The organism is Paenibacillus chartarius (assembly GCF_042432825.1).
Lineage (GTDB): Bacteria > Bacillota > Bacilli > Paenibacillales > NBRC-103111 > Gordoniibacillus > Gordoniibacillus chartarius.
This window is the reverse complement of record NZ_JBHLWN010000021.1, coordinates 20391-44571: the sequence shown is the minus strand read 5'-3', so window position 1 is coordinate 44571 and position 24181 is coordinate 20391. Positions and strand designations below refer to the sequence as shown.

Here is a 24181-nt window from a genome sequence, read left to right as displayed (position 1 = left end):
AATGGTGCTGATTTTGTCGGCGATGCGTTACTCCGGCACATGAGCGGCCCAGCGGCAGAACTCCGACATTTTTGCCGAGGATGACGGCCGCAAACATGACGCTGCTCAAGCTGCTGTGATATGATCGTCTCAGACTTGTAAGGCTATTCAGCCCCCTCCGGGAAAAGGTGAGATCGTATGCTGTTTCCACTCGTAGCCACGAAACTGTATATTCCCCGGGCCCGGCCCAAGGCGCTGCTCCGCCGGCGCTTGACGGAGAAGCTGAGCGAAGGTTTGCACCGTAAATTATCTTTGATTTCAGCTTCCGCCGGCTACGGCAAAACGACCCTGGTAAGCGAATGGCTGTCGGCCTGTGACCGTCCGGCAGCATGGCTGTCTCTGGACGAAGGAGACAACGAGCTTCATCGCTTTCTGGCGTATGTCATTGCGGCGCTCCATACGATCGCAGAGAATCAAGCCCGCAATGCCCTGGAATTGCTTCAATCGCCCCAGCCGCCGCCGATCGAATCGATACTGGCTGTGTTGATTAACGATATTGCCAGCATCCCTGGACCGTTCATCCTCGTTCTTGACGATTACCATGTCATTCACCATACATCCGTTCATACGGCCCTCATGTATCTGCTGGAACATCTGCCGCCCAATATGCACCTTGTCGTCGTGACCCGGGAGGAGCCGGGTTTACCGCTTGCCCGAATGCGGGTAAGGGACGAAGTAACCGAGCTGGGCGCTATGGATTTGCGGTTTACCGAGTCCGAGACGGCCGCATTTCTTACCGGAGTGATGAACGTAAAGCTGACTGCGGAAGCGGCAGCGGCGCTGGAAAATCGTACCGAAGGCTGGATCGCCGCGCTGCAGATCGCCGCCGTTACCCTGCAGGGGCGTCCGCCAGCCGAGCCTCTCCCGCAATCGTTCGCCGGCAATCAGCGTGTCATGCTGGATTATTTGGTGGAAGAGGTTCTGCATAAGCAGCCGGAAGCAACCCGGACATTTTTACTCTATACATCCGTGCTTGACCGGCTGTGCGGGCCGCTTTGCGAGGCGGTTCTGCCCGGCGATGCATCCGTATCCGGAGACGAGGTTCTGTTATCGCTCTATCGCGCCAATTTATTTATCGTCCCGCTGGACGATGAGAATCGATGGTTTCGCTATCACCACCTCTTCGCCGAGCTGCTGCGGCACAAATTACAGCACCGCCTTTCCTCCTCCGCCGGGCTGGAGAGCGTTACCGTATTACATGACCGAGCCAGCGTGTGGTATGAAAATAACGCCATGCCGCTCGAAGCTTTCCGCCACGCCGTTGCCGCCGGACATGTAGATCGCGCCGCAAGGCTCGCTGAAGGCGAAGGCATGCCGCTGCATCTTCGCGGCGCGGCTTCTCCGGTACTGAGCTGGCTGGAAACGCTACCCAAAGCTGAATTGGATGCGAGACCTTCGTTATGGATCATCTATGGCTCAGCATTATTGATTACCGGCAGACCGACGGAGATCGAACCGAAGCTGCAAGCTGCCGAAGCCGCCATGGCTATGCAAGGCTTGGACACGAATGCCAAGCCTAACGATCTGCTCGGCATCATGGCTGCCACGCGAGCCGCGGTCGCCGCCATTGCGCTTGCTGGACAGCCGTTCGCCGCCGAGCCTCACCCTCTGCAAGCCGCCGAAGATGCGCTGCAAACGACGGTGGCCGAGGATAAGACCGATGACCTTGTGGGACATATTACACCGAGACATGCGGCGCCGGTGCTCGAGCCGAGTCAGGCGGATACCGTGATCGCCCAGTCGCGCCGCTCCTTGGAGTATCTGAATCCGGAGCTGCTTCCTGTCCGAGTCGCCGTATTATGGATGATGGGAGTTGCTTACCAGCTTCGCGGCGACCGTAAGGAGGCCATGGAGGCTTATAGCGAAGTTTTGTCGGTCAGCCGAAGAATAGACAGCAGTTTGATTGGAATTATGGCCGCTGTAAGTCAAGGCAGCCTATTGGAAAAGGATAACCGCCTGTATGAGGCAGAGGAACGGTACCGGAGCGCTTTGAAGCGAACCGGCGAGGTGCCGCTGCCGGCGGCTTGCGAGGCCTATATGGGCTTGGCCCGCATCCGCTATGAATGGAACGATCTTGAGAATGCCATGCAATATGCGCAGAAGTGTGAGCATCTGGCACGGCAAATCCATAGCAACGATGCGCTTGTAACTTGCGGATTATTTTTCGCACGAGTGAAGCTTGCCGAGGAGGATGCGGAACAGGCATCCGGTATTCTGGCCGATGTGAAGCAATTCATCCGTGAGCATAGATTGCTGAATCGCTTGCCTGACATTGCCGCGGTTCAGGTGCAGACGGCGATTCGGCGGGGAGATATGGAGGGAGCTGCACATTTGGCCCGGATGAACGGGCTTCCCTTATGTGCGGCCCGCGCTCACCTGGCCCGCGGCGACACGGCTGCGGCGCTGGCCGTTCTGGAGCCTATTCGCTCTTTGGCAGAAGCAAGAGGCTGGCGGGACGAGCGGTTGAAGGCGACGATTTTGCAAGCGGTTGTGCTGCAGGCTCAGGGGGCGAAGAGTCAGGCGTCCTTGCTGCTGCTTGAAGCGCTGGAGCTGGCTGAGCCGGGGGGAGTGATCCGCAGCTTCGTTGACGAAGGACCTTCAATCGTGCCGCTGCTCGCTGAAGCGGCTGCTTATGGGCGGGTGTCCGACTATGTCGGAAAGCTGCTGGCCGCATGCGAAGCGGAACAGACAGGGGGCGGAAGCCAGTCTGCGGCTATGACCCCTATAGAGACATTAACCCCACGCGAGTTGGAGGTGCTGCAGCTGATTGCCGACGGTCTCTCGAATCGTCAGATCGGCGAACGGCTGTACCTTGCCCTGGACACGGTGAAAGGACACAATCGAAGAATTTTTGAAAAGCTGCAGGTGCAGCGGCGTACGGAGGCGATAGCGCTCGCCCGGAAGCTTGGATGGATCCGTTAGCTGCTGCCCCGGCCCGGATGCCTTGGGTTATACCCACACCCACACTTAAGTGTCTGTTCGTTCCTCTCCGCCGAGGATATACTGCAAGTAAATCCAGGATCGTAAGGGGAGAGGGACACATGACCGCAAATCGGGGTACCGCCAGGCTGGCGGGCGCTTTATTTTTAATATCGACGGCTGCATTTTTGATCGGGAGCGGACTCATCGATTCGGTGCTCAATCAACCGGAATACCTTGCTAGGCTGTATCCGGATCGAATGAAAGTGATGCTTGGCTTGTTTCTGGAGCTGATCAACTGCGCAGCCGTGGTCGGCATTGCCATGCTGATGTACCCGGTGTTGAAGCGGCATCGGGAGTCGATCGCTCTCGGTTACTTCGGTTCGAGGCTCATCGAGTCCGCGCTGCTTCTGATCAGCATCCTCGGAACGCTGGCGCTTCTTGCTATAAGTGAAGAGTATATCGCCGCGGGCGGCAACGGAGACGCTTATTTTGTGACGATAGGGAAGCTGGCGGTGAGAGGCCAACATATGGCTTTTGAGCTGGCGATGCTCGTTCTCAGCTTGGGCAGCGTTTTGTTCTGTTCCTTGCTGTATCGGACGAAGCTGATTCCGCGAGCGATGTCGATACTCGGTATGATCGGTTATTTCGCGTTAATGGCGAGCAGCTGCTTAACGATGATGGGGTATGAGCCGGGGAGCGTTTTGTTTATACCGGGCGGGATTTTTGAATTGATTTTCCCGGTATGGCTGATCTTGAAAGGATTTGAGCGGGCGGAATGAGAGCAGCAATGAAGCAGCTACGAAACAGCAATGAAGCGGCTATGAAGAGCGGCTATGAAGCGGCTATGTAGCTGCAATGTAGCTGCAATGTAGCAGCAATGAAGCGGCTATGTAGCTGCAATGAAGCAGCAATGAAGCGGCAATGAAGCGGCTATGAAAATGCAGAATTTTCAAAGCTACATTTCACGGGTTTTATAAGGTAAGATAAGGGAGATGGCGTTCTGATTTCATTTTCACTTGGAGGTTGACTAGGGCATGCGATATCGGGAGCTTGGAAATACGGGAATTCAAGTCAGCGAGGTTAGTTTCGGTACGTGGGCGATCGGCGGCAGCTGGGGACAGACGAGCGACGACGAAGCGCTGGCGGGACTGCAGCGGGCGATGGATGCGGGCGTCAACTTCTTCGATACCGCGGACGTGTACGGCTCGGGGCATGCGGAAGAGCTGCTGGCTAAGGCGACGAAAGGGAAGGAGTCGGACATTTACATCGCAACGAAGTTAGGCCGGGGACTCGATTTCCGGGATCCGAAGACTTACAGCGAAGCGAATGTACGCGCGTTCTGCGAGAACAGTCTGAAGCGTCTCGGGCGGGAAACGATCGATTTGTACCAGCTGCACTGCCCGCCGCTTGCCATTCTGAAGGATGGCCGGGTGTTCGAGGTGCTGGATAAGCTGCAGGCCGAAGGCAAGATCCGTCACTACGGCGTCAGCGTCGAGTCGGTGGAAGAGGGCTTGTTCTGCTTGACCGTGCCGGGCGTGAAGGCGCTGCAGGTTATCTTTAACCTGTTCCGCCAGAAGCCGGCCGAAGAGCTGTTCCCGAAAGCGAAGGAAGCGGGCGTCGGCATCCTGGTGCGGCTGCCTTTGGCGAGCGGTCTGCTGACCGGCAAGTTTACGGCGGACACGACCTTCGAGGCGGACGACCATCGTCAGTATAATGCGAATGGCGAGCATTTCAACGTAGGCGAGACGTTTGCCGGCCTCCCGTTCCGGAAGGGCGTCGAGCTTGCGGCGGGACTGTCGTGGATCGCGGAAGGCCGCGGCAATATGGCGCGTGCGTCGATGCGTTGGATTTTGCAAAATCCGAACATTACCTGCATCATACCCGGCTTCAAAAACGTTCGTCAAGTCGAAGACAACCTCGCTGTGGTGGATACGCCGGCGTTCGCGCAGGATGAACTCGATAAGCTGAGCGCGTACTACAAGGAGCAGGTTGCCGCGCATATTCGGGGGTCGTACTAAAATTTATTGTCATGAGCCGCATGATTTGCGGCTTCTTTTGTTTGCCCGCGCGCGGGGGCTGAAGCGGTGCAACAAGGCCCGAATGGGCGTTGTTGCGGGAGGCCCGGGGGCGGAAGTGGTGCAACAAGGCCCAAATGGGCGTTGTTGAGGCTGGCCCGGGGGCGGAAGCGGTGCAACAAGGCCCGAATGGGCGTTGTAGCGGCTGGCCCGGGGGCAGCAGCGGTGCAACAAGGCCCGAATGGGCGTTGTTGCGGGAGGCCCGGTGGCAGAAGTGGTGCAACAAGGTCCGAATGGGCGTTGTTGCGGGAGGCCCGGGGGCAGCAGCGGTGCAACAAGGCCTGAATGGGCGTTGTTGCGGCTGGCCCGGGGGCGGAAGCGGCACAACAAGGCCCGAATGGGCGTTGTTGCGGCTGGCCCGGGGGAGGAAGCGGCACAACAAGGCCTGAATGGGCGTTGTTGCGGGAGGCCCGGGGGCAGCAGCGGTGCAACAAGGCCCGAATGGGCGTTGTAGCGGCTGGCCCGGGGGCAGCAGCGGTGCAACAAGGCCCGAATGGGCGTTGTTGAGGCTGGCCCGGGGGCAGCGGCGGTGCAACAAGGCCCGAATGGGTGTTGTTGGGGCTGGCCCGAGGGCAGCAGCGGTGCAACAAGGCCCGAATGGGCGTTGTTGAGGCTGGCCCGGGGGCGGAAGCGGTGCAACAAGGCCTGAATGGGCGTTGTTGGGGCTGGCCCGGGGGCAGAAGCGGTGCAACAAGGCCCGAATGGGCGTTGTAGCGGCTGGCCCGGGGGCGGAAGCGGTGCAACAAGGCCCGAATGGGCGTTGTTGGGGCTGGCCCGAGGGAAGCAGCGGTGCAACAAGGCCCGAATGGGCGTTGTTGCGGGAGGCCCGGGGGCAGCAGCGGTGCAACAAGGCCCGAATGGGCGGTGTAGCGGCTGGCCCGGGGGCAGCAGCGGTGCAACAAGGCCCGAATGGACGCTGTTGCGGCTGGCCCGGGGGCGGAAGCGGTGCAACAAGGCCCGAATGGGCGTTGTTGCGGGAGGCCCGGGGGCAGCAGCGGTGCAACAAGGCCCGAATGGGCGTTGTTGCGTCTGGCCCGGGGGCGGAAGCGGTGCAACAAGGCCCGAATGGGCGTTGTTGAGGCTGGCCCGGGGGCGGAAGCGATGCAACAAGGCCCGAATGGGCGTTGTTGCGTCTGGCCCGGGGGCTGAAGCGGCACAACAAGGTCCAAATGGGCGTTGTTGCGTCTGGCCCGGGGGCTGAAGCGGTGCAACAAGGTCCAAATGGGCGTTGTAGCGGCTGGCCCGGGGGCGGAAGCGGTGCAACAAGGCCCGAATGGGCGTTGTTGCAGCGGAGCTAAGGCATTAGCAAGCAACAGCCGGCACCACGAAAAGAACCTTCACATCCCCAGCGAACAGGGAGGTGAAGGTTCCTGTGAACAACGAGACCTGACCGTACAGCAGGGTTACATTATTCGCTGCAGGTACGAATCCACACCGTCATTTCGCCCGGCTTCCGGTTGCCCCACAAGTAATAAGGCACCGCCGTCAGCTTCACGGGCACCGCTCCCTGCAGTTCAGCGAGCGGGCGGTATGGCGTATCCGCTTGCCAGGAAGCGTGCTCCTCGGCGCGGCCATCCGCTTCGATGACGACGGCTCCGCCCGGCAGCTCCGGTGTCATGTACGAGCGCAGCTCCGTACCCCGAACGATCGACAACGACGCGAGCGGGCTGCCGTTGTCCGCTTCCTCCAGGCAATACACCAGTGGTCCCCGTTCGATTGCGGCTTTGCCCGCATTGGCCCGGATCTCCGGATGGGCTGCGGTCAGCTGCGCTTCAAGCCTAGGCTCCCATTCAACGATGTCGCCCGGAGCCCACACCCGTTTCACGACGGCATAGCCGTTCACGACGTTGAACGACACAGCAGCGCCGTTAATTTTCAACCCGGCCTGCCCGCCGCTCCAGGACGGAAGGCGAAGCGCCAGCGCAAAGGCACCGCCCGGCACAGCCGTGAGCTCGAACCGCGCATACCCTTCCCAAGGCAGTCGCGATTGCTGCAGCAGCCCGACCCGGCCGGCGTCCAGCTCGAACTGCGCTTCGCTGCCGATGAACAGATGGACGTACACCGTATTCTCTACGGCTGCAGCCGTATAAATATAGTCGTTCAAGGAGCTGAGCAGCCTGGCCACGTTCGGCGGGCAGCAGGAGCAGCCGAACCACTTTTGCCGCACCGCCTTCACATGATGGCGGCCGGGATTAAGCTCCGAAGCCTTCGGCCATACTTCAAGCGGATTGACGTAAAAATAATGCTTGCCGTCCTGCGACATACTGCCGATCACATTGTTGTACAGCGCCCGTTCCATGACGTCGGCGTACTCGCTCTTCGCTTCCAGCTGGAGCATACGGTTGGCAAAGAAAATTAGACCGATAGACGCGCACGTCTCCGCATATACGGTATCGTTCGGCAGGTCATAGTCGAAGGAGAACGCTTCGCCGTGATGCGTCGAGCCGATTCCTCCCGTGATGTACATCTGCTTCTTCGTCGTGTTATCCCACAAGCGGCGGCACGCCTCCAGCAGCTCGCGGTCGTTCGTCAGCCTGGCCAGGTCGGCCATCGCGGTGTACATATATACCGCCCTGACGGAATGCCCGACGGCGGCGTCCTGCTGACGAACAGGCACATGCGCCTGGTTGTACGCCATCTGGCGAACCGTCGGAATCGGCAACACCTTCTTCGCCCAGTGGCTGTATCCGCCCCGCTGCTTGCACTCCTCGACCAGAAAATTCGGCTCCGTCCCGCGCTCGTCAATGAAAAATTGCGCCAGCTTCAAATACCGTTCTTCGCCCGTCACCCGATGCAGCTTCACGAGCGCAAGCTCGATTTCCTGGTGGCCGTCGTAGCCTCTCAGCTTTCCGGGCTCGCTGCCGAATACCGTGTCGATATAATCGGCGAACTTGCATACGACATCCAGCAGCTTGCGCTTTCCTGTCGCCTCGTAATAAGCAACCGCCGCTTCGATCATGTGCCCCGCACAGTACAGCTCGTGAGCTTCGTGGAGGTTGGTCCACTGTTTGCCGGGCTCCTTGATCGTAAAATACGTGTTCAAATAGCCGTTCTCATGCTGGGCTTGGGCGACAAGCTCGATCAATTCGTCGGCGGTCCGCTCCAGCTCGGGGTCCGGATGGCTTGCGAGCGAATAGCCGACGGCTTCAAGCCATTTCGCGATATCGCTGTCCTGGAACACCATCCCGCCAAATTCGCCTTCCTCCAGCCCGGCGGCAATCCGGAAATTCCGGACCGCATAGCTCGGCTCGGCATCCGGAATCCGATCGTTCAAAGCTTCCCACTGATAGGGGATGACCGTCTCCCGAACAAGCTCCGTAAACGGATTCCAGAATCCGTCTTGGATCCGTATGCGATTTTTGCTGTGCTGACCGCTCGTTGAAATTCCCACGCGAAATCCCACCTCGTACTGTCGAATTTTATATGACATTTGATTATTGCTTGAACTCAGTTTATCCTTCAAATGAAAGGGAATCTACGAATAATTCAAACCTGTTTTTTATAAAATTTCACACTAAACCGGAAGGGGGCTTGAGCATGGGCGAACAAGGGCTGATCTGGATGGAGCAGCCGCCGCTGCCGTATTACATCGCGACCGGATTGACGGTGCTGCAGCCGGGCGAACAGCATCCGAGCCGGCGGAACCTCGGCATCTTCGATTTGCTGTGGGTCGTGAAAGGGACGCTCTATATCGGGGAGGAGGAGCAGGCGTGGGAGGTGGCGGAAGGACAGACGCTGCTGCTGCTGCCTGACCGCTATCATTATGCGGTGAAGCCCTGCGAGACGGAGACGGTATTTTATTGGAATCACTTTGACTTTACCGGAACGTGGTACTCTACGGCGGACGATGCCGCAAGCCCGGCCCATCCGGTCCGGCAGGTGTGGGCCAATCCGTATCCGGTGCGGATTCGGCAGTACGCCTCGCCGCCGGAATTTCCGCTGGCCGAGCGGCATCTCGGCCAATTGCTCGCCTACTCGGGCCGGCAGCGCTCGGCGGCGTATTGGAACGAGCATCAGCTGTTCATGGAGCTGCTGGGGCTGCTGGACGAAGGGTATGGCGGCAGCGGCGCGTCACCCGCCCTGAAGCTGGCGGAGAAGACGGAAGCCTATCTCCGCCAGCACTATCAGGCCGACGTCACGAATGAATCACTGGCGGAGGCGCTGCATTTTCACCCGAACTATATTGTGAGATGCATGAAAGAGATTTACCGCTGCACGCCGATGGAGTATTTGCACGAATACCGGCTGGAGCAAGCCAAGCTGCTGCTTATCAAGACGGAGTGGCCGGTTGCGCAAATCGCCGAACGTGTCGGGTTTCAGTATGCGCCGTATTTTTCGAGCTGCTTCAAGCGTTATGCCGGCATCTCGCCGCTGCGGTTCCGCCAGCAGTATACGCCGTAAGATGCGAACGGGCCATAATGCTTATATAATTTAAGGGTATCCTGTAACAGGAAACGTCCACCACAAAATTCCGTTAGGAGTGAAGAGAGATGGAACTGAAAAATCGTACCGCCCTCATTACGGGGGCCGGCAAAGGCATCGGCAAAGCGATTGCGCTGGAGCTGGCGAAGGAGGGCGTGCATCTGGGGCTGATGGCGCGCACGGCCGCCGATCTGGAGGCGCTGCGCGATCATGTAACGAGTACATACGGAGTCAACGTGTTTACGGCGGCTGTCGACGTGGCGAACCGGGAAGAGGTCGATGCAGGCGTACAAGAGCTGCTCGGCAAGCTCGGATCGGCGGATATCTTGATCAATAATGCGGGCACGGCCAGCTTCGGTACGGTGGCGGAGATGGAGCCGGGCACGTGGGAACGGATCGTTCAGGTGAATTTGATGGGCACGTACTACGTAACTCGCGCGGTGCTGCCAACCATGCTGCGGCAAAATAGCGGCACGATCATCAACATCGCGTCGACGGCCGGGGAGCGGGGCTTCGCGACGGGCTCGGCGTACTGCGCCTCGAAATTCGCGGTGATCGGCTTTACGGAGTCGCTGATGCAGGAAGTGCGCAAGTCGAACATTCGAGTTACGGCGCTGAATCCGAGCACGGTGAACACGGAGCTTGCGGTGAATACGGGTCTTAAAATCGGGGACGAGGACCGGATGCTGCAGCCTGAGGATGTGGCGGAGCTCGTAGCGGCTACGCTCCGTTTGCCGAATCGCGTGTTCGTCAATAAAGTCGGCATTTGGACGACGAATCCGCAATAAGCGGCAGGAAGGGGCGGGACGAAGATGACGGCATCTTTATTTTCTCCATATCGGATGAAGGGACTGGAGCTGCGCAACCGGGTCGTGATGGCGCCGATGTGCCAGTATTCGGTCGAAGCCAAGGACGGAAAGCCGAATGAATGGCATTACGTTCATTATGTCAGCCGCGCGGTCGGCGGAACGGGTTTAATCATTATCGAAATGACGGATGTGCATCCGGACGGCCGGATTACGGACTTCGATCTGGGGCTGTGGTCGGACGAGCAGGTTCCGGCGTTCGCGCGGATTATCGAACGCGTCCATGCGCACGGGAGCAAGGTCGGCATTCAAATTGCGCACGCCGGCCGCAAGGCGGAGGATGCCGAAGTGCCGGTCGCACCGTCGGCCATCAAGTTTCCCGGCGACCGGTACCGCATGCCGCGGGCATTGACGACGGATGAAGTGAAGCAGATGGCCGGGTGGTTCGGCGATGCCGCGCGGCGCGCTGTGCAGGCAGGGGTCGATATGATCGAGCTGCACGGGGCGCACGGGTACTTGATCCATCAGTTCCAGTCGGCGCTGACGAACCAGCGCGACGACGAATACGGCCGCGACCTGGCCCGCTTCGGTGTCGAGGTCACTCAGGCGGTGCGCAAGGAAATGCCGGCCGATATGCCGCTGTTCTTCCGCATCTCGGCAGTGGAGTACGCCGACGGCGGCTACGATATTGACCATGCGATTCGGCTGGCGCGGGCTTATCGGGAAGCGGGAGTCGACGTCTTTCACGTCAGCTCCGGCGGGGAAGGGCCGTTCGGCGCGCGCCGCCCGGGAGGACATCCGGGGTATCAGGTGCCGCTGGCCCGGGCGATCCGCGAGGCGCTGGAGGTGCCGGTCGTCGCGGTGGGCCGGCTGGAGGAGCCGGCGCTTGCCGAAGCCGTTGTGGCCAACGGGGATGCCGATCTGGTCGCCGTCGCCCGCGGCATGCTGAAGGATCCGTACTGGACGACGCATGCGGCTCTTGCGCTTGGGGTCAAACCGGAGGATGCGGGAATACCGAAGCAGTACGAGCGAGGGTACTAAGCATTCGGATAGGCCGCAAGCGGCGCAAAAAATAAAGGTTTTGCCCGTAGGATCGTTCCATACGGGCAAAACCTTCTATTGCTTATATTCCTTGTGCAATCATGGCATCTGCGACTTTCACGAAGCCGGCGATGTTGGCACCGACCACCAGGTTGCCGGGAACGCCGTATTCCTCGGAAGCCTTCATGCTCTCCCGATAAATATTGCTCATGATCGTTTGCAGCTTAGCATCGACCTCTTCCATCGTCCAAGACAGTCTTGCGCTATTTTGCGCCATTTCCAACGCTGAGACGGACACGCCTCCTGCATTTGCCGCTTTTGCGGGAGCGAATAGGACGCGGTTTTCCAGGAAGACATCGATTGCATCCAGGGTAGAAGGCATGTTGGCGCCTTCACCAACGGCTTTTACTCCATTTCGCACGAGCAGCTCGGCAGCCGCTTTGTCGATCTCGTTCTGTGTGGCGCATGGCAATGCGATATCGCAAGGAATGGTCCAGATTCCGGAACAACCTTCCGTATAGACGGCATCGGGATGCTCCTTGACATAATCCGAGCATCTCTTGTTTTCTACTTCCTTTAATCGTTTGATCGTAGCGAGGTTAATGCCGTCTTTATGATAGATATAGCCGCTGGAGTCACTGCATGCAACGACTTTTGCACCCAGCTGCATCGCTTTCTCCATCGCATAAATCGAAACGTTACCGGATCCGGATACGACTACCGTGCTTCCGTTAAAGCTCAATCCCTTGCTCGACAGCATCTGTTCAACAAAGTACACCGCACCGTAGCCGGTCGCCTCTTTACGAGCCAGACTCCCCCCGTAGCCGATGCCCTTTCCCGTTAAAACGCCTGCCTCGTAGGCGCCGACCATTTTTTTATACTGCCCGAACATATAGCCGATCTCTTTAGCGCCAACACCAATATCCCCAGCCGGAACATCGGTATCCGGTCCGATATATTTGCTTAGCTCGGTCATGAAGCTTTGGCAGAAGCGCATAATTTCCAAATCGGATTTGCCTTTCGGATCAAAATCGGAGCCGCCTTTGCCGCCGCCGATCGCCTGCCCCGTTAGCGAGTTCTTAAAGATTTGCTCAAACCCCAAAAATTTAATAATGCTGGCGTTAACGGAAGGATGGAATCTTAACCCGCCCTTATACGGACCGATCGCATTGTTAAACTGAACGCGGAATCCGCGGTTCACTCTAACCTTGCCCCGGTCATCGGTCCAAGGAACTCGAAAAGAGATCAGCCGATCCGGCTCTACCAATCGATCCAGGACGGCATGCTCGATGTATTTCGGGTTTTTGTCGAGTACCGGAATTAAGGAATGGAGCACTTCTTTGACAGCCTGATGGTATTCAAATTCGTTTGGATTGCGTGTTTTAACCGTTTCAAATAAATCGTTGACATAGTCTTGTGCATGACCTGCGCGCGTTGCTTCAACTTCTTTTAGTAGACTCATGGATCCCGCTCCTTATTGTGCCTATTAAGCAGAAATATTACTTTTACTTTTTTTTGTCATAGATAAATTTTATAATTGAATAATTCATCGCTTCAATATTCATATCAGATGAAGTTCATGCATTAAACGCATGAGTGGGAGGCAGAAGTCATGGAAATGAGGCAGCTGCGCTATTTTATGGAGGTCGCCAAGAGAGAACATGTTACGGAAGCCGCCGATGCCTTGCATGTTGCGCAATCTTCCGTGAGCAGACAGTTATTTAACCTGGAAAGTGAATTAGGGGTAGACCTCTTTATACGTGAAGGCCGGAGAGTGAAATTAACGCCGATCGGAAAGGTATTTCTGGAACGAGTCAAGCAAGCCATGAACATCGTGAACGAGGCCGAAAGAGAGGTGAAGGAATATTTGGACCCGGAGAAGGGGACGGTGCGGATTGCTTTTCCCATCAGCTTGGCGGCTTATGTGCTGCCGACGGCCATCTATGCTTTCCGTCAAAGATACCCGGAAGCTAAATTTCAGATGAGACAAGCTCTATATCGCGACTTAATTGACGGTGTGATTAATGGTGAATTTAACCTTGCTATGATAGCCCCGCTGCCAAGGGAAGAGAAGAAGATCAAATCAAAGATTTTATTTACGGAAAATATAGTTGCGCTGCTGCCCGTACATCATCGACTTGCGAGCCGGCCGGCCATTCAATTGAGAGAGCTGAAAGACGATCCGTTTGTCACCCTGCCTGAAGGGACTGTCTTTCGTAAAATTGCGCTGCAAGCTTGCCATGAGCTCGGATTCACGCCGCATATCGCCTTCGAAGGCGATGATATCGATGCCTTGAAAGGGTTAGTTTCGGCAGGACTCGGCGTAGCCTTGATGCCCGAGGTCACATTGGTGGATAACATTCCGCGATCAACGGTGAGAATTCCGATAGTCGATCCCGGTGTGACTCGAACGGTAGGGGTCATTTGTCCGACGGAACGCAAATTGCTTCCTACGGAACAGTTGTTTTATCAATTTATTTCCGAGTTCTATGAGCAGTTCATTTATTTTAAAAATTGAGCTTGCGTGGGTTTTGCATAAATCCGGGATCCGGGAACCCCGTATCGTGCGGCAGCCCGGATCGGGGCTCTCGCGGACTTAACTCCTATGCGTACGTTCATAAGTATCTCTTTTGGTCAGCCAATCGCAAAATACATACAAAAGTATGTAGATCGGAGCAGAGTAATAGTACTGCCAGCCGGTGAGAACATAATACCCGGCCCATGCGAATATCGGCTCTCCGATAAAAGCGGTAGACAAACCGTAAAACAGCCCTTTTTTCCAAGGGGCTATATGAGGTTTAGTCTGGATCAAATACATGATGGTAACCGGCAGCATACAGAAGTTAAACGGCAGCCAGGCGGGGAAAGAAGGCGTCAGCTTGCCCGAATAGTACCACAAGCCTAGCGAAGTCCCGATATAATCGAGGCATACGGAGAGAAGGATTGCGACTATTCCTGCATACAAGAGGCGGTGCGTACTGTTCTTTTTTCGGTAACCAATCCATAAGCTCCACGAACCGAGAGATAGAACGACCGAAATCCACCAATCCCAATGCAGGAACGTATGTTCATACCATAAACGCCCGAATTCCTCGTGAAGCTGATGAAAGCGCTCATAGAGATCACCTATGGCATCCATCTTGTGTTCTTTGTCCATGAAACTCCCCCCGACTATAGCTGACTGACGGAATTCAAGCATCCGTTTCATAAGAGATTGTACCGGTTTCCGATTGAAAATAAGAAGGTAACCGCCTTCTCAAAAGACGGTTAACCTGTGCGCTTTCATCAAAGTATGTAAGTTTACATTAGTGGCATGTGATGCTGACCCGCAGGGGCAGCGGCATAGGCATGAATAAAATTGGCTTGAGTCGTTTCTTGAAGGGTGGGCACCTGGTAAATCCCTCTTTGATTGGCGGCTTGGAAAGCTTCATACGCCATATCGGCGGAAGCGTTAGCGGACTGCTGCACCATGCGCCGGAGCATCGGATTCGCCATTTCAAGTGCGGCTTTCATTTTTAACGCTGCGGTTTGTTTATGACAGTTGACAAGGCACAACATGACATCTTCGTCGTTAATTTCTTCTATGCTTGGCGCGGGCGATTGGGTTTGTGGATGACGCAGACCGTAGGCGGGCTGGAAGCGATCGGCCGGCACCATTCCTGTTACGGCCGCACCGAGGCGAGTAGGGATAGCTTGGGGAATGTTCTGATGCGTGGCCATCTGGACCATGTTATTGTAGTCCATTGTCATCGCACTCATGTGCCGATCCACCAAGGCTTGCAGCTGAGGGTCTTTTGCGTGCGGACGGTAGAGCTTTAGCGTATTCAAACCATGAATCGCATCGCTCAAAACCTCGTGTAATTCCAATACTTCGTGGGCACCAAGTTTGTTCAAAGGAATCAAAGCCTCCAAAAGTTAGTCTGTGTTTGTGTTCCAACACAGACAAATCATGCCCGAACGGGATCCTTCATATTCGCTTTGCAATGTAAAAAAACCAATATTTGGGACCCGGTTCCCTCTTGGACGCAGGGCCGACCCATACCAGCAATTGCCGCTAGATTCGCAGCCTCCGATGTTTCATAGTGTAAGAGGAGAAGTCTCTTGATTCTTACAACTAGATTCGACGGAGGTAGACTACTTGAAAGTGAAAGCTCTTTTATTCCGCTTAACTTTGGCCGGTTTACTGCTGCTTGGATCGGGCGCCGCCCTGTCGGCTCCGTCGCCGGCTTCCGCCGAGCGATTCAATATGTCTTATGTATATTTCGGGATTTCCAACAATTATATCGAAGAGGTTGACGCTGCGAACGGAGCGCTGCAGACGGTCGCTCCGAACTATTTCGAGCTGAATGCCGACGGCACGCTGAGGCTGACGCCCAAAGCGGAAAGCACGTTTACTCGAGAACTGCACGCGCGCGGCCTGAAGGTCGTGCCTTATCTTACCAATGATTGGTCGCGGGAGGTAGGACGCCTCGCTCTGCAGCAGCGCGAGAAGCTCAGCGGCGACATCGCAGCTGCAGTGGCGAGGCTGGGCGTGGACGGCATTGACGTCGATATTGAAAATGTGACCGAAGCCGACCGGGAAGCCTTTACCGATTTCATCCGGCTGCTTCGTCAGAAGCTGCCCGCAGACAAAGCGGTGTCGGTCGCCGTAGCGCCGAATCCGTACGGCGCCAAGACCGGCTGGGCTGCGGCCTATGATTACCGGGAGCTGGCCCGCTATGCCGACTATATGATGATTATGGCTTATGACGAAAGCTATCCGGGCGACCCGACGCCGGGGCCCGTAGCGAGTCTGGGATTCGTGGAGGCGTCCGTACAAGCTGCATTAAAGCAAGTTCCGAGCGATAAAATCGTACTCGGCGTACCGTTCTACGGCAGGCTCTGGAAAGACGGTGATTCGACCTTCGACGGCAGCGGCCTGTCCAATGCGCAAGCCGAAACGTTCATCGCGCGTTATGACGGAAGGACGGAGTATGACGAGAAGCAGGGAGCGATGAAGGCGGCCTTCACGGTCGAAGCCGGGGACCCGGTATCGAAAGTGACCGGCCGTACGCTGACGCCGGGCTCATATACGATCTGGTATGAAAACGACCGCTCGCTGCAAACGAAGCTGCAGCTTGTCGGCAAGTATAACCTGAAAGGGACCGGCAGCTGGAGTCTGGGCCAGGAGTCCAATTCGACTTGGTCTTATTATTCTCTTTGGCTGAACGGAGCATACTTCAGCGATATAGCCGGCCACTGGGCCGAGCAGGATATCCGCACAGCGGCCGCCAACAACTGGATGACGGGCTCCAGTGCGAGCCTGTTCGTGCCGGACCGCGCTCTTACGCGCGCGGAAGCGGCGGCCGTGCTCGTCCGGGCGCTCGGCCTGAGCGGCGACGCCGCCGCCGGGAATGGCGCTGCGGCGGCGTTCGCCGATGTACCGGCCGCGCACTGGGCGGCACGGGACATCGAGGCCGCCGCCCGGGCCGGCCTCGTGGAAGGCGTCGCGGCCGGCCGGTTCGCGCCCGACAAGCCGCTGACGCGCGAGCAGATGTGCGCGCTGCTCGTTCGTGCGCTTAAGCTGTCCGCAGTGGAAGCCCCGGCCGGGTCGAAGCTGGCGTTCCGCGACGTACCGGCCGGCAGCTGGTCGGCCCCGGCGATTGCCGCTCTAAGCGCGAAGGGGGTCGTCGACGGCTACGGCGACGGCACCTTCCGTCCGCAGGCATCGGTCACGCGCGCGCATATGGCGGCGCTGCTCGTACGACTCGAGTCCAGCTTGTCCCCCAAAGCCGAAACCGGTACGGATACCGGTTCCGTTTCGCCATAACGTAAACAGTGAAGCCCCGCTGCAATCGATGCAGCGGGGCTTTTTATCCGGCTTCCTGCGCCGCGCCGCTGCCCAGGCTATAGCCTGTTTCGGTCTGCGGCAAGAACTGCCGGATATGCTTGATTCTCGTCTCCAGATCGACACAGACGCTGGAGCCGGCCTGGAAGATTGCATCCGTCGATACCGAAACGATTCGGACAGCTCCGACGGAGATGACCGGCACCGTGTCGCGCTTGACCATCGTTACATCTTCGGCCGGCGACAGCTGCGGAATCGGCCGGCGGAAGATGCCGAACTCCTCCAACGGGTATTCGTTGGCTTCGAAATCCGCTTGCTGCCGCTGCAGGGCGAAAATTTTCGTATTCGCTTGAATATAGCGGGTGTCCCCCAAATGCACGATCCCGCCGAATAACACAGTCAGCACCTCGACGCTCCCGATGACCGAGGTTCTCATCGTCAGTCTCCTTGGCTAGGCGGCGGCAGCTGAGGGCGGCGGCCTACAATCAGCGACTCGGGCGGCGTATCGAATATGGAGGAGCAGGTGATAACCTCCGTATCGCCGATCAGGAATACCGAAGAAGCGGAAACCCCCAGTATGTCAACCCGGCCGATGGCGATTTCTTTATTTTCCACATAAAAGTTCATTCGTGCTCTCCTTCCTCAGCCGGCTGAAAGCCGGTCACATAGGTGGTAATCGCCGTATGAATATCGCGCTTCGTCCGTTCGATAATATCGCGGGCTATGGAATCGAGGGTAACGCCCGCGGCGGCGCGATTGCCGTTTTCTTTGGCGTAGTGGCGAATGCGGTCGTCCAGCTGCGCCCGGATGTCGTCCAATACGAGCTTCTGCGCATCGGCATCCAGCGGCAGCTGACGCTCCTTCACCCAGCGCTGCAGATCGCGGGCGATGTCCTCGTCCAGGTAAGAAGCGACTTGCCGGCCGATTTCGGCGATCCAGCCGCCCGCTTGATCTGCCGCACTACGGCTATTGCTGCCGGATTCGGACTGGTCCTGAGGAGACGGTCCCGATCCATGTTCCGGGCCCGGCTGAGCGCCTAGCGGCGCCGATTGTCCGTTCACGGCAAACTCCTCTATCGATTGCAGGCCGCCCGGAGTTACGCCGATATTTAACGTCCCTTCCAGCCGCTCCACCTTCAATTGATCAAAGTTATATTCGATTTTGTCGATTCGGACGCCCTTTTGCTCCTTCACCGCGGTAAGCTCGCTGCTTAGTCCCGACACAGTCCGCTGAAGCTCCAATATACGTTCCGTTTGCCATTTCATATACGCTTGCAGCTTGCGAAAATATTCCGGCCACGACGTTTCCTCGCTGCCACTCATCGCCATCCCTCCCGCCGCTGGTCATCTTTACACAGCTTATGCGCGGAGGCACATGCGCATGTCCGTATTTCTACCGTACCGGCGATGGCAGAGGGACGAGCGAAAGCGGGCTCGGGGCCGCGAGCCCGGGGGCCGGCTCGGTAAAGCCGCCGGTATTGTATAGATTGGACAGCGACTTAATGACGCCCGCTGCACCGATTTGCAGGACGGAGGAATTGGAGATGCCGCCGACCCTTAACGTCTGAATGACAATTTGCTGATGAACGATAAGATTCATGCCACAGTCCCCACCTTATTCGCATTGGCTTCAATACCATCGCTGTCGTTCACATTCGTTGTGCTCGTGCCGTTATATACCCGGGCGTTATGACCGGTATTGAACGATCCGGCGCCGGCGAACGTCTTCGTCGTGCTTGTCGGTGAGATCAGTAGGGAGTCGCCAATATGGACGACGGAGCTTGGGCCTACGCTTAAAATTTTGACATAGCCTACTATAGCCGGCATCGCATATTCTCCTCGCCGCATGAGACGTCTATAGCCAGTATATGCGGGCGGATGCCCGGATTTTCCTGGGAATCGTAAGCGTTTGGCAATTCGGCGGACGCCGCCGGACAATGTGGGGGGGACGCGGTTACCCTGTGTCCTGTGCCAAGTGTCAGAGGGCGGGAGCCCTGCATAAACTAGGTACGTGAAGCGGAGGGAAGCGAAATGAGCGAAAACGGCGGAAGCGGCAAAGGGAAAGGTGTCCGTCAAGGAACGGGGGCCGGGATTTGGGATCAGATAGAGAAGTTTATCGAAGGCAAGCTGTCGTTCATGAACCCGGGCGGCCCCGCTGCGGCCCAATTCCTGCAGCAGCCGGAATGGGTGCAGGATATCGTCCGGCAAGCGCTCCTTCGGACGCTTCCGGATGGAGGGGGAAAGCGGAAAACCGTCCATGCGGAAGCTAACACTAAGCCGGAGCGCAAACAGCACGCGCTGTCGCCCGAAGTATTTGAGACCCATCGCAGTGTCATCGCGCGAGTCAAGCTTCCGCCGAAGGAAAATCCGCGGGCGCTGCAGGTGCTCGTTCGTTCGGACCGGATCAAGCTGCTCGGACTGGCAGGCGGCGAGCCGGTGTTCATCGCGCTGCCGGCGGCCGTAGTGGCGAAATCGGCCCGGGCCCGATGCCGCGAAGGCGTCCTGGAAATATGTGCCCGGAAGCGGAAAAAGGGTATGTATTATGAAGCTTATGTAGAATAAAGCGAAAAAAGATAAGGCCCATGAAAGGATCATGGACCTTATCGCTGCACCTGTTATCGAATGACACGGCGGGCTGTTACATACTTGGATTTCCAGTACGTGTTGATGGTGGACACTTTCACGCCGCCCGCTCCGTACGTGTTAAGGAACTTGTTGTTGCCCAGATATACGCCTACGTGACCGATTCCGCTGCGGCCAGGGACACGGAAGAACACCAGGTCGCCGCGCTTCAAGTTGCGGAACGATACGTAAGAACCGACTTTTGCTTGCTGTGCTGCAGTACGCGGCAAGGTAATACCGTATTTCGCGAAAATATATTTAGTAAACGACGAGCAGTCGAAATTTCTCGTCTGGCCGTAGGTCGCACCGAACTTATATGGCGTACCGAGGAAGCGGTAGCCGTAATTGATAATTTGGTTCGCCTTCGTTGTTGCCGATACTGCTGCTTGCGTCGGCTGAGGGTTAACGACAAAACCGCCGGAGATGGCGATGGTCGTGCTCAGAACGGCAGCAGCCACTCGTTTGCTCCATAGTTGCTTCAGTTTCATGATGAATCCTCCTCCGAGTTGTATATAATTTCGGCAGGTAACGTTCCCGGAAGCGGCGCGGCAGCTGTTCAACTTGCTGCTTGGACGGCCCGGAACCGAATGCCTGACGTCAGTATAGCAGACGGAGAAGGACATAGAATTTGGCAGAAACGGGCGAATACGCGGTATCCGGGCGGTAGCGGCGAAATATTAGAAAACGATGAGAATCCACTCATACAAATTTCTTGACACGGCCCGACCGGCTCCGGTCCCGGTCCTGTGCGGGCTTCACCGCATCGGCAGCGACACCGTCACGGCGGTTCCGGCGCCCGGCTTGCTGTCGATGTCGATCGTTCCGCCGTGACGTCGCACGATGTCATAGGCGATGGACAGGCCCAGCCCTGCGCCCGACTTTCGTTTGCGGACACCCGCCCCGCGGTAATGCCGGTCAAACAGCATCGGCAGCTCCCGGCCCGGTATGCCGATCCCTCTGTCGCGCACGGTGACGCTGGCATGGCTCTCATGGATCGCAGCGGCCACGTCAATCTCGCGATCGCTATATTTAATAGCGTTATCGAGCAAAATAATCCAGAGCTGCTCAAGCTCTTCGGCATCGCCTGTGATCGGCAATGCGCCCGGCAGCTCATCCGTAACAATAGTACGCCGGTACGAGGTGCTCAGCCGGCGGCAGGTGCTGCGAAGCTGCTCCGCGAGGTCGATGGTGCTCAGTTGCAATGGTGCGGCGTGAGCGCGGTCGTCCGCGGCTTCAAGCAGCCGCGAAGCGAGCCGGCGCAGCCTGGACGACTCCGATACGATGACGTCGAGCGCTTCTTCGCGCACCTTCGGATCGTTCGATGCCCAACGCTTCATCATGCCGGCGTAGCTCTCGATCACCGTCAGCGGCGTCCGGAGCTCATGAAACAAATCGGCCCAATAGCGCCGCTGCCGCTCCAGAGTCGAGTTACGCCGCAAATTGCCGTAGACGGCCGCAGCCGCACCGGTTACCGCCAGCGTGACGCCGGCAAGCGTCAGCAACCCCGTCAAATGGCGGCGCTGTCTGCGGCGCAGCTGCTCCAGCGTGCGGCCAAGCTCGATGACGCCGGTCTGGCTGTTTCCGCTGAAGATGGGGGCCATCACATACAGCCGGTCGGGCTCCAGCTCCACGACGCTCGGCTGCCGCAGTATGCGGTATGATGGGGGACGGAGCGTCCCCAGCCTCGGCTCGGTGGCCAGTTCGATGCGCACGGCGCCCTCTGCGTCGATCCAGCGAACGGACGAACCGGGCCTAAGCAGCGCGCGCCACACCTCGGTTTCCTCCGGGTGCTCGGCCCCTCCCCGCTGCACCCAGGCGGACAGCTGATCGGCTTGCGACAGTAATTGCTCTTTCTCATATCTGATCGTAACGGAGCAAAATTCGCTGTAGGCGTACAAGCATAAAACCGCGAGCGGAATGAGGAGCCACAGGAGGAGCAGAAGAGGCGCCCTATTCCTCATCCGAGGGCGGCTCCTCTCTCAGCATGTAGCCAGCGCCGCGCACCGTATGAATAAGCTTGGGCTTAAAGCCTTTATCGACTTTTTGGCGAAGGTAACGAATATATACGTCCACCACGTTCGTTTCCCCGACAAAATCATACCCCCACACTTCGCTCAAGATTTGCTCCCGCGTCCGGACCTCGCCTTTATGCTGAAGAAGGTATACGAGCAGATCGTATTCCTTCGGCGTCAGGTCGATGGGCGTTTCCTTCCGAGTGACCGTCCGGCGCTTCAGCTGCACTTCCAAATCGTCGGTCGACAGCACGGACGGACTGTCGTCTTCCGCCGTTCTTCCCGTCAGCTGAAGCAAATTGCGGATGCGGGCGAGCAGCTCCTCGATGGCATACGGCTTCGTCACGTAATCGTTCGCCCCTTGATTCAACCCCGCAACCCGGTCATGGACGTCGCTTTGACCGGTTACGAGAATAACGGGCATCGTCATGCCTGCCTGCCGCAGCCGGCGCAGCACCTCCAGGCCGCTCAGCTCCGGCAGCAGCACGTCGAGCAGCACCAGATCCCAGCCGTTCTCCTGGGCCAGCCGAAGCCCTTCTCTTCCGTCCGCGGCCCGGCCTGTCTCATAGCCCTCATGCCCGAGCTCGAGCTCGAGCGCCCGGGCGATGGCATCGTCGTCCTCAACGATCAGAATGCGAACCACTTCGCACCACCTCATGCCTGTAGTACCGATAGTATTCGCGCCGAACGTAAAAACTATTTGGCAGGAAAGCCCGAGTTGGCTCGCGCCATGCAGGATTCAAGAAGGTTCCGCGAGTATTATCCTAGGTTATAAAGGAAGGTGCGGAGCAATGAGACGGGACGAAAAACATTTGCGGAAGCTGCAAAGCTTGCTCAGCGCATACGGAGCTATGCTGGAGCTGCCGTTATACCTATATGAAGGCGACCGGGTTCTGCTGGAATCGGCCGCAGCGGACGATGCAGCTTCGGAGCCTGTACCGCTGGCCGAAGCCGTAGTGCGCCGTCCGGGCGAAGCGGCCTGGCTGCTGAGAATGTACGGGCCTGCCGGGGCGGAGCCGAAAGCGTCTCAATATGCCGGCTTCGAATTTCTCAAGGAGCTGATTGAGGAGTTCGTTCAAGCGCAAGAAGAACGGCGGCTGGCGATACAGCGGCTGCAGTTCGTGAATGCGCTCACGCTGCTGCAGGCCGAACCGGCCGCATGGATCGACAGCTTGATGGAGGTGTTTCGCAAAATTACAGGCTTTGACGTGACCGGCTATGCCCGGGCCGCCGGAGAAGGACGGTTCGTCGTTGAACGCGCGGATGGAACGCCGGAAGCCGCCCGACTGCTAGGACTGGAGTTTACTGCGGCGGACGGCTTGCTCGGTCAAGTGGCGCTGACGCGTCAGGTAGGCTACTGGGAACAGCGGCAGTGGGAGGGGCGCTTTGCTGCCTTCGGCCACACGGGATTGCAGCTTCGTACCCTGATTGCGCATCCGGTCAAGCATAGCACCGAGCTGTACGGGATCCTCTTCGGAGGCTGCTGCGGCGAGGGAGGGATCGGCGAAACGGCATCGGAGCTGACAGCTCTGCTCTCGCATTTGCTGGCCGCGGAAACGGAAATCCGCCTTGGCCGGCAGCGGCACGCCGCCTACGGTAAGGCCATGTCCGTTCTGCACCAAGCCAATGCTTCTTTCGCCGAAGCCGTTCGGCTGCGGGATATGACGGCCTCGCTGGTCGATTGCATCTATGCGCTGACGGATGTCGTTTTCACCTATGCCGTGCTGTTCGATCGAGCGGGGGGACTCGACGAAAGCACGATCGAAATCCGCGGCGGCGCTCGCGCTGCCGCTGAACAGCATATGAAGTCGATGCTTCGCCGTCTCGAGACTGCAGGGGGAGATGCGCAGAACGAGCTGAGGGAGGAGTCTAACGGCTTGCTGCTGGAGCTTCCCCTGGTAGAAGCTGACCGGATGCTGGGGGTGTGCGGCGTCATGCTGCCGCTTGGATCGGCGGGTACCGAGCTCCGGCTGACGCTGAAGCTGATCGCGGGGGCCGCATCGGCGTACTTGGTGCGGCTGCACGGAGAAGAAGCCCCTCCGAGGGAGACGGCGGGCCTGTCCGACCGGCCGTCGCTCCGCCGCACTCAAACGGTCCGGACGGGGCCGGACGAAGCGGAACGGACGAGCAGCATACCGCTCGAAGGGTTGACGTCCCGGGAACGACAGGTGCTGCGGCTTGTCGCCAAGGGGCTCGGCAATCAACAAATCGCCGAGCAGCTGTTTATCAGCGTACATACGGTGAAAAACCATTTGACCCATATTTTCGGGAAGCTCGGGGTAGAGGACCGTGCGCAGGCGATTGCCAAGGCGTACCGGGAGAAGCTGGTGGAGTAGTCTTGCTTATAGGAAGATCTTCCTACATACCATACCGGACTCTCCGAAAAAATAGGAGCGGCAATGGGAAGCGGCGGCGA

22 protein-coding genes are annotated in these 24181 nt (G+C 57.9%); 10 read left to right on the top strand and 12 right to left on the bottom strand.

Annotated features, from left to right (window positions below; all coding sequences use genetic code 11):
* Positions 1–177 precede the first annotated feature (177 nt).
* The 3 genes from ACFFK0_RS04015 to ACFFK0_RS04005 all read left to right on the top strand — a co-directional run bounded on the left by ACFFK0_RS04015 (position 178) and on the right by ACFFK0_RS04005 (position 4979).
* Positions 178–2961 (top strand): winged helix-turn-helix domain-containing protein, encoded by a 2784-nt coding sequence (locus ACFFK0_RS04015; RefSeq protein ID WP_377468608.1) that lies wholly within the window; start codon positions 178–180, stop codon positions 2959–2961.
* Positions 2962–3080: 119 nt separating this feature from the next.
* Complete coding sequence (locus ACFFK0_RS04010; RefSeq protein WP_377468607.1) at positions 3081–3740, top strand: DUF4386 domain-containing protein; 660 nt, start codon at positions 3081–3083, stop codon at positions 3738–3740.
* 255 nt (positions 3741–3995) lie between these two features.
* The gene (locus ACFFK0_RS04005; RefSeq protein ID WP_377468606.1) at positions 3996–4979 is read left to right on the top strand and encodes an aldo/keto reductase; all 984 of its coding nucleotides are present in this window, start codon (positions 3996–3998) and stop codon (positions 4977–4979) included.
* A 1465-nt stretch (positions 4980–6444) separates the two neighbouring features.
* Here the strand turns inward: ACFFK0_RS04005 and ACFFK0_RS04000 are convergent.
* Complete coding sequence (locus ACFFK0_RS04000; protein WP_377468605.1) at positions 6445–8427, bottom strand: glycoside hydrolase family 127 protein; 1983 nt, start codon at positions 8425–8427, stop codon at positions 6445–6447.
* A gap of 146 nt (positions 8428–8573) precedes the next feature.
* Here ACFFK0_RS04000 and ACFFK0_RS03995 point away from each other — a divergent pair, with 146 nt between their 5' ends.
* The 3 genes from ACFFK0_RS03995 to ACFFK0_RS03985 all read left to right on the top strand — a co-directional run bounded on the left by ACFFK0_RS03995 (position 8574) and on the right by ACFFK0_RS03985 (position 11305).
* Complete coding sequence (locus ACFFK0_RS03995) at positions 8574–9437, top strand: helix-turn-helix transcriptional regulator (protein ID WP_377468604.1); 864 nt, start codon at positions 8574–8576, stop codon at positions 9435–9437.
* Between the two features lie 89 nt (positions 9438–9526).
* Entirely contained in the window at positions 9527–10246 is a 720-nt protein-coding gene (locus ACFFK0_RS03990) for a 3-ketoacyl-ACP reductase (protein WP_377468603.1), read from the top strand.
* Positions 10247–10270: 24 nt separating this feature from the next.
* The gene (locus ACFFK0_RS03985) at positions 10271–11305 is read left to right on the top strand and encodes an NADH:flavin oxidoreductase/NADH oxidase (RefSeq protein ID WP_377468602.1); all 1035 of its coding nucleotides are present in this window, start codon (positions 10271–10273) and stop codon (positions 11303–11305) included.
* 82 nt (positions 11306–11387) lie between these two features.
* Here the strand turns inward: ACFFK0_RS03985 and gdhA are convergent, their stop codons facing one another.
* Positions 11388–12767, bottom strand: coding sequence for an NADP-specific glutamate dehydrogenase (gdhA, locus tag ACFFK0_RS03980; RefSeq protein WP_377468601.1), 1380 nt, complete (start codon positions 12765–12767; stop codon positions 11388–11390).
* Between the two features lie 150 nt (positions 12768–12917).
* Between gdhA and gltC the strand changes: the two genes are divergently transcribed.
* Positions 12918–13823, top strand: coding sequence for a glutamate biosynthesis transcriptional regulator GltC (gene gltC, locus ACFFK0_RS03975; protein WP_377468600.1), 906 nt, complete (start codon positions 12918–12920; stop codon positions 13821–13823).
* A gap of 78 nt (positions 13824–13901) precedes the next feature.
* Here gltC and ACFFK0_RS03970 read toward each other — a convergent pair whose 3' ends face one another.
* Both ACFFK0_RS03970 and ACFFK0_RS03965 read right to left on the bottom strand, forming a co-directional pair.
* A complete protein-coding gene (locus tag ACFFK0_RS03970; RefSeq protein ID WP_377468598.1) occupies positions 13902–14462 on the bottom strand; it encodes a CBO0543 family protein in 561 nt (186 codons plus the stop codon).
* A 143-nt stretch (positions 14463–14605) separates the two neighbouring features.
* Positions 14606–15199 carry a spore coat protein gene (locus ACFFK0_RS03965; RefSeq protein WP_377468597.1) on the bottom strand — a complete coding sequence of 198 codons (594 nt, stop codon included), beginning with the start codon at positions 15197–15199 and terminating at the stop codon, positions 14606–14608.
* Positions 15200–15449: 250 nt separating this feature from the next.
* Here ACFFK0_RS03965 and ACFFK0_RS03960 point away from each other — a divergent pair, with 250 nt between their 5' ends.
* A complete protein-coding gene (locus ACFFK0_RS03960) occupies positions 15450–17114 on the top strand; it encodes an S-layer homology domain-containing protein (RefSeq protein ID WP_377468698.1) in 1665 nt (554 codons plus the stop codon).
* 43 nt (positions 17115–17157) lie between these two features.
* On the opposite strand, the gene ACFFK0_RS03955 is transcribed toward ACFFK0_RS03960, so the two are convergent.
* From ACFFK0_RS03955 to ACFFK0_RS03935, 5 genes are all read right to left on the bottom strand, one after another.
* On the bottom strand, positions 17158–17568 hold the full coding sequence (locus ACFFK0_RS03955; RefSeq protein WP_377468596.1) for a spore germination protein GerPE: 411 nt from the start codon (positions 17566–17568) through the stop codon (positions 17158–17160).
* Between the two features lie 2 nt (positions 17569–17570).
* The gene (locus ACFFK0_RS03950; protein ID WP_377468595.1) at positions 17571–17759 is read right to left on the bottom strand and encodes a spore germination protein GerPD; all 189 of its coding nucleotides are present in this window, start codon (positions 17757–17759) and stop codon (positions 17571–17573) included.
* Positions 17756–18454 (bottom strand): spore germination protein GerPC, encoded by a 699-nt coding sequence (gene gerPC, locus ACFFK0_RS03945; RefSeq protein ID WP_377468594.1) that lies wholly within the window; start codon positions 18452–18454, stop codon positions 17756–17758. The genes ACFFK0_RS03950 and gerPC overlap by 4 nt, the downstream gene beginning before the upstream one ends.
* A gap of 70 nt (positions 18455–18524) precedes the next feature.
* Entirely contained in the window at positions 18525–18731 is a 207-nt protein-coding gene (locus ACFFK0_RS03940) for a spore germination protein GerPB (RefSeq protein WP_377468593.1), read from the bottom strand.
* Complete coding sequence (locus ACFFK0_RS03935) at positions 18728–18958, bottom strand: spore germination protein (protein WP_377468591.1); 231 nt, start codon at positions 18956–18958, stop codon at positions 18728–18730. The genes ACFFK0_RS03940 and ACFFK0_RS03935 overlap by 4 nt, the downstream gene beginning before the upstream one ends.
* A 204-nt stretch (positions 18959–19162) precedes the next feature.
* Between ACFFK0_RS03935 and ACFFK0_RS03930 the strand changes: the two genes are divergently transcribed.
* The gene (locus ACFFK0_RS03930) at positions 19163–19693 is read left to right on the top strand and encodes an Hsp20/alpha crystallin family protein (protein WP_377468590.1); all 531 of its coding nucleotides are present in this window, start codon (positions 19163–19165) and stop codon (positions 19691–19693) included.
* Positions 19694–19746: 53 nt separating this feature from the next.
* Here ACFFK0_RS03930 and ACFFK0_RS03925 read toward each other — a convergent pair whose 3' ends face one another.
* The 3 genes from ACFFK0_RS03925 to ACFFK0_RS03915 form a co-directional block, all read right to left on the bottom strand.
* On the bottom strand, positions 19747–20241 hold the full coding sequence (locus ACFFK0_RS03925; protein WP_377468589.1) for a C40 family peptidase: 495 nt from the start codon (positions 20239–20241) through the stop codon (positions 19747–19749).
* A gap of 267 nt (positions 20242–20508) precedes the next feature.
* Positions 20509–21714, bottom strand: coding sequence for a sensor histidine kinase (locus tag ACFFK0_RS03920; RefSeq protein ID WP_377468588.1), 1206 nt, complete (start codon positions 21712–21714; stop codon positions 20509–20511).
* A complete protein-coding gene (locus tag ACFFK0_RS03915; protein ID WP_377468587.1) occupies positions 21704–22408 on the bottom strand; it encodes a response regulator transcription factor in 705 nt (234 codons plus the stop codon). The genes ACFFK0_RS03920 and ACFFK0_RS03915 overlap by 11 nt, the downstream gene beginning before the upstream one ends.
* A 148-nt stretch (positions 22409–22556) precedes the next feature.
* On the opposite strand from ACFFK0_RS03915, the gene ACFFK0_RS03910 reads away from it, so the two are divergent.
* Positions 22557–24101 carry a helix-turn-helix transcriptional regulator gene (locus ACFFK0_RS03910; RefSeq protein WP_377468586.1) on the top strand — a complete coding sequence of 515 codons (1545 nt, stop codon included), beginning with the start codon at positions 22557–22559 and terminating at the stop codon, positions 24099–24101.
* The last annotated feature ends 80 nt before the right edge of the window (positions 24102–24181 follow it).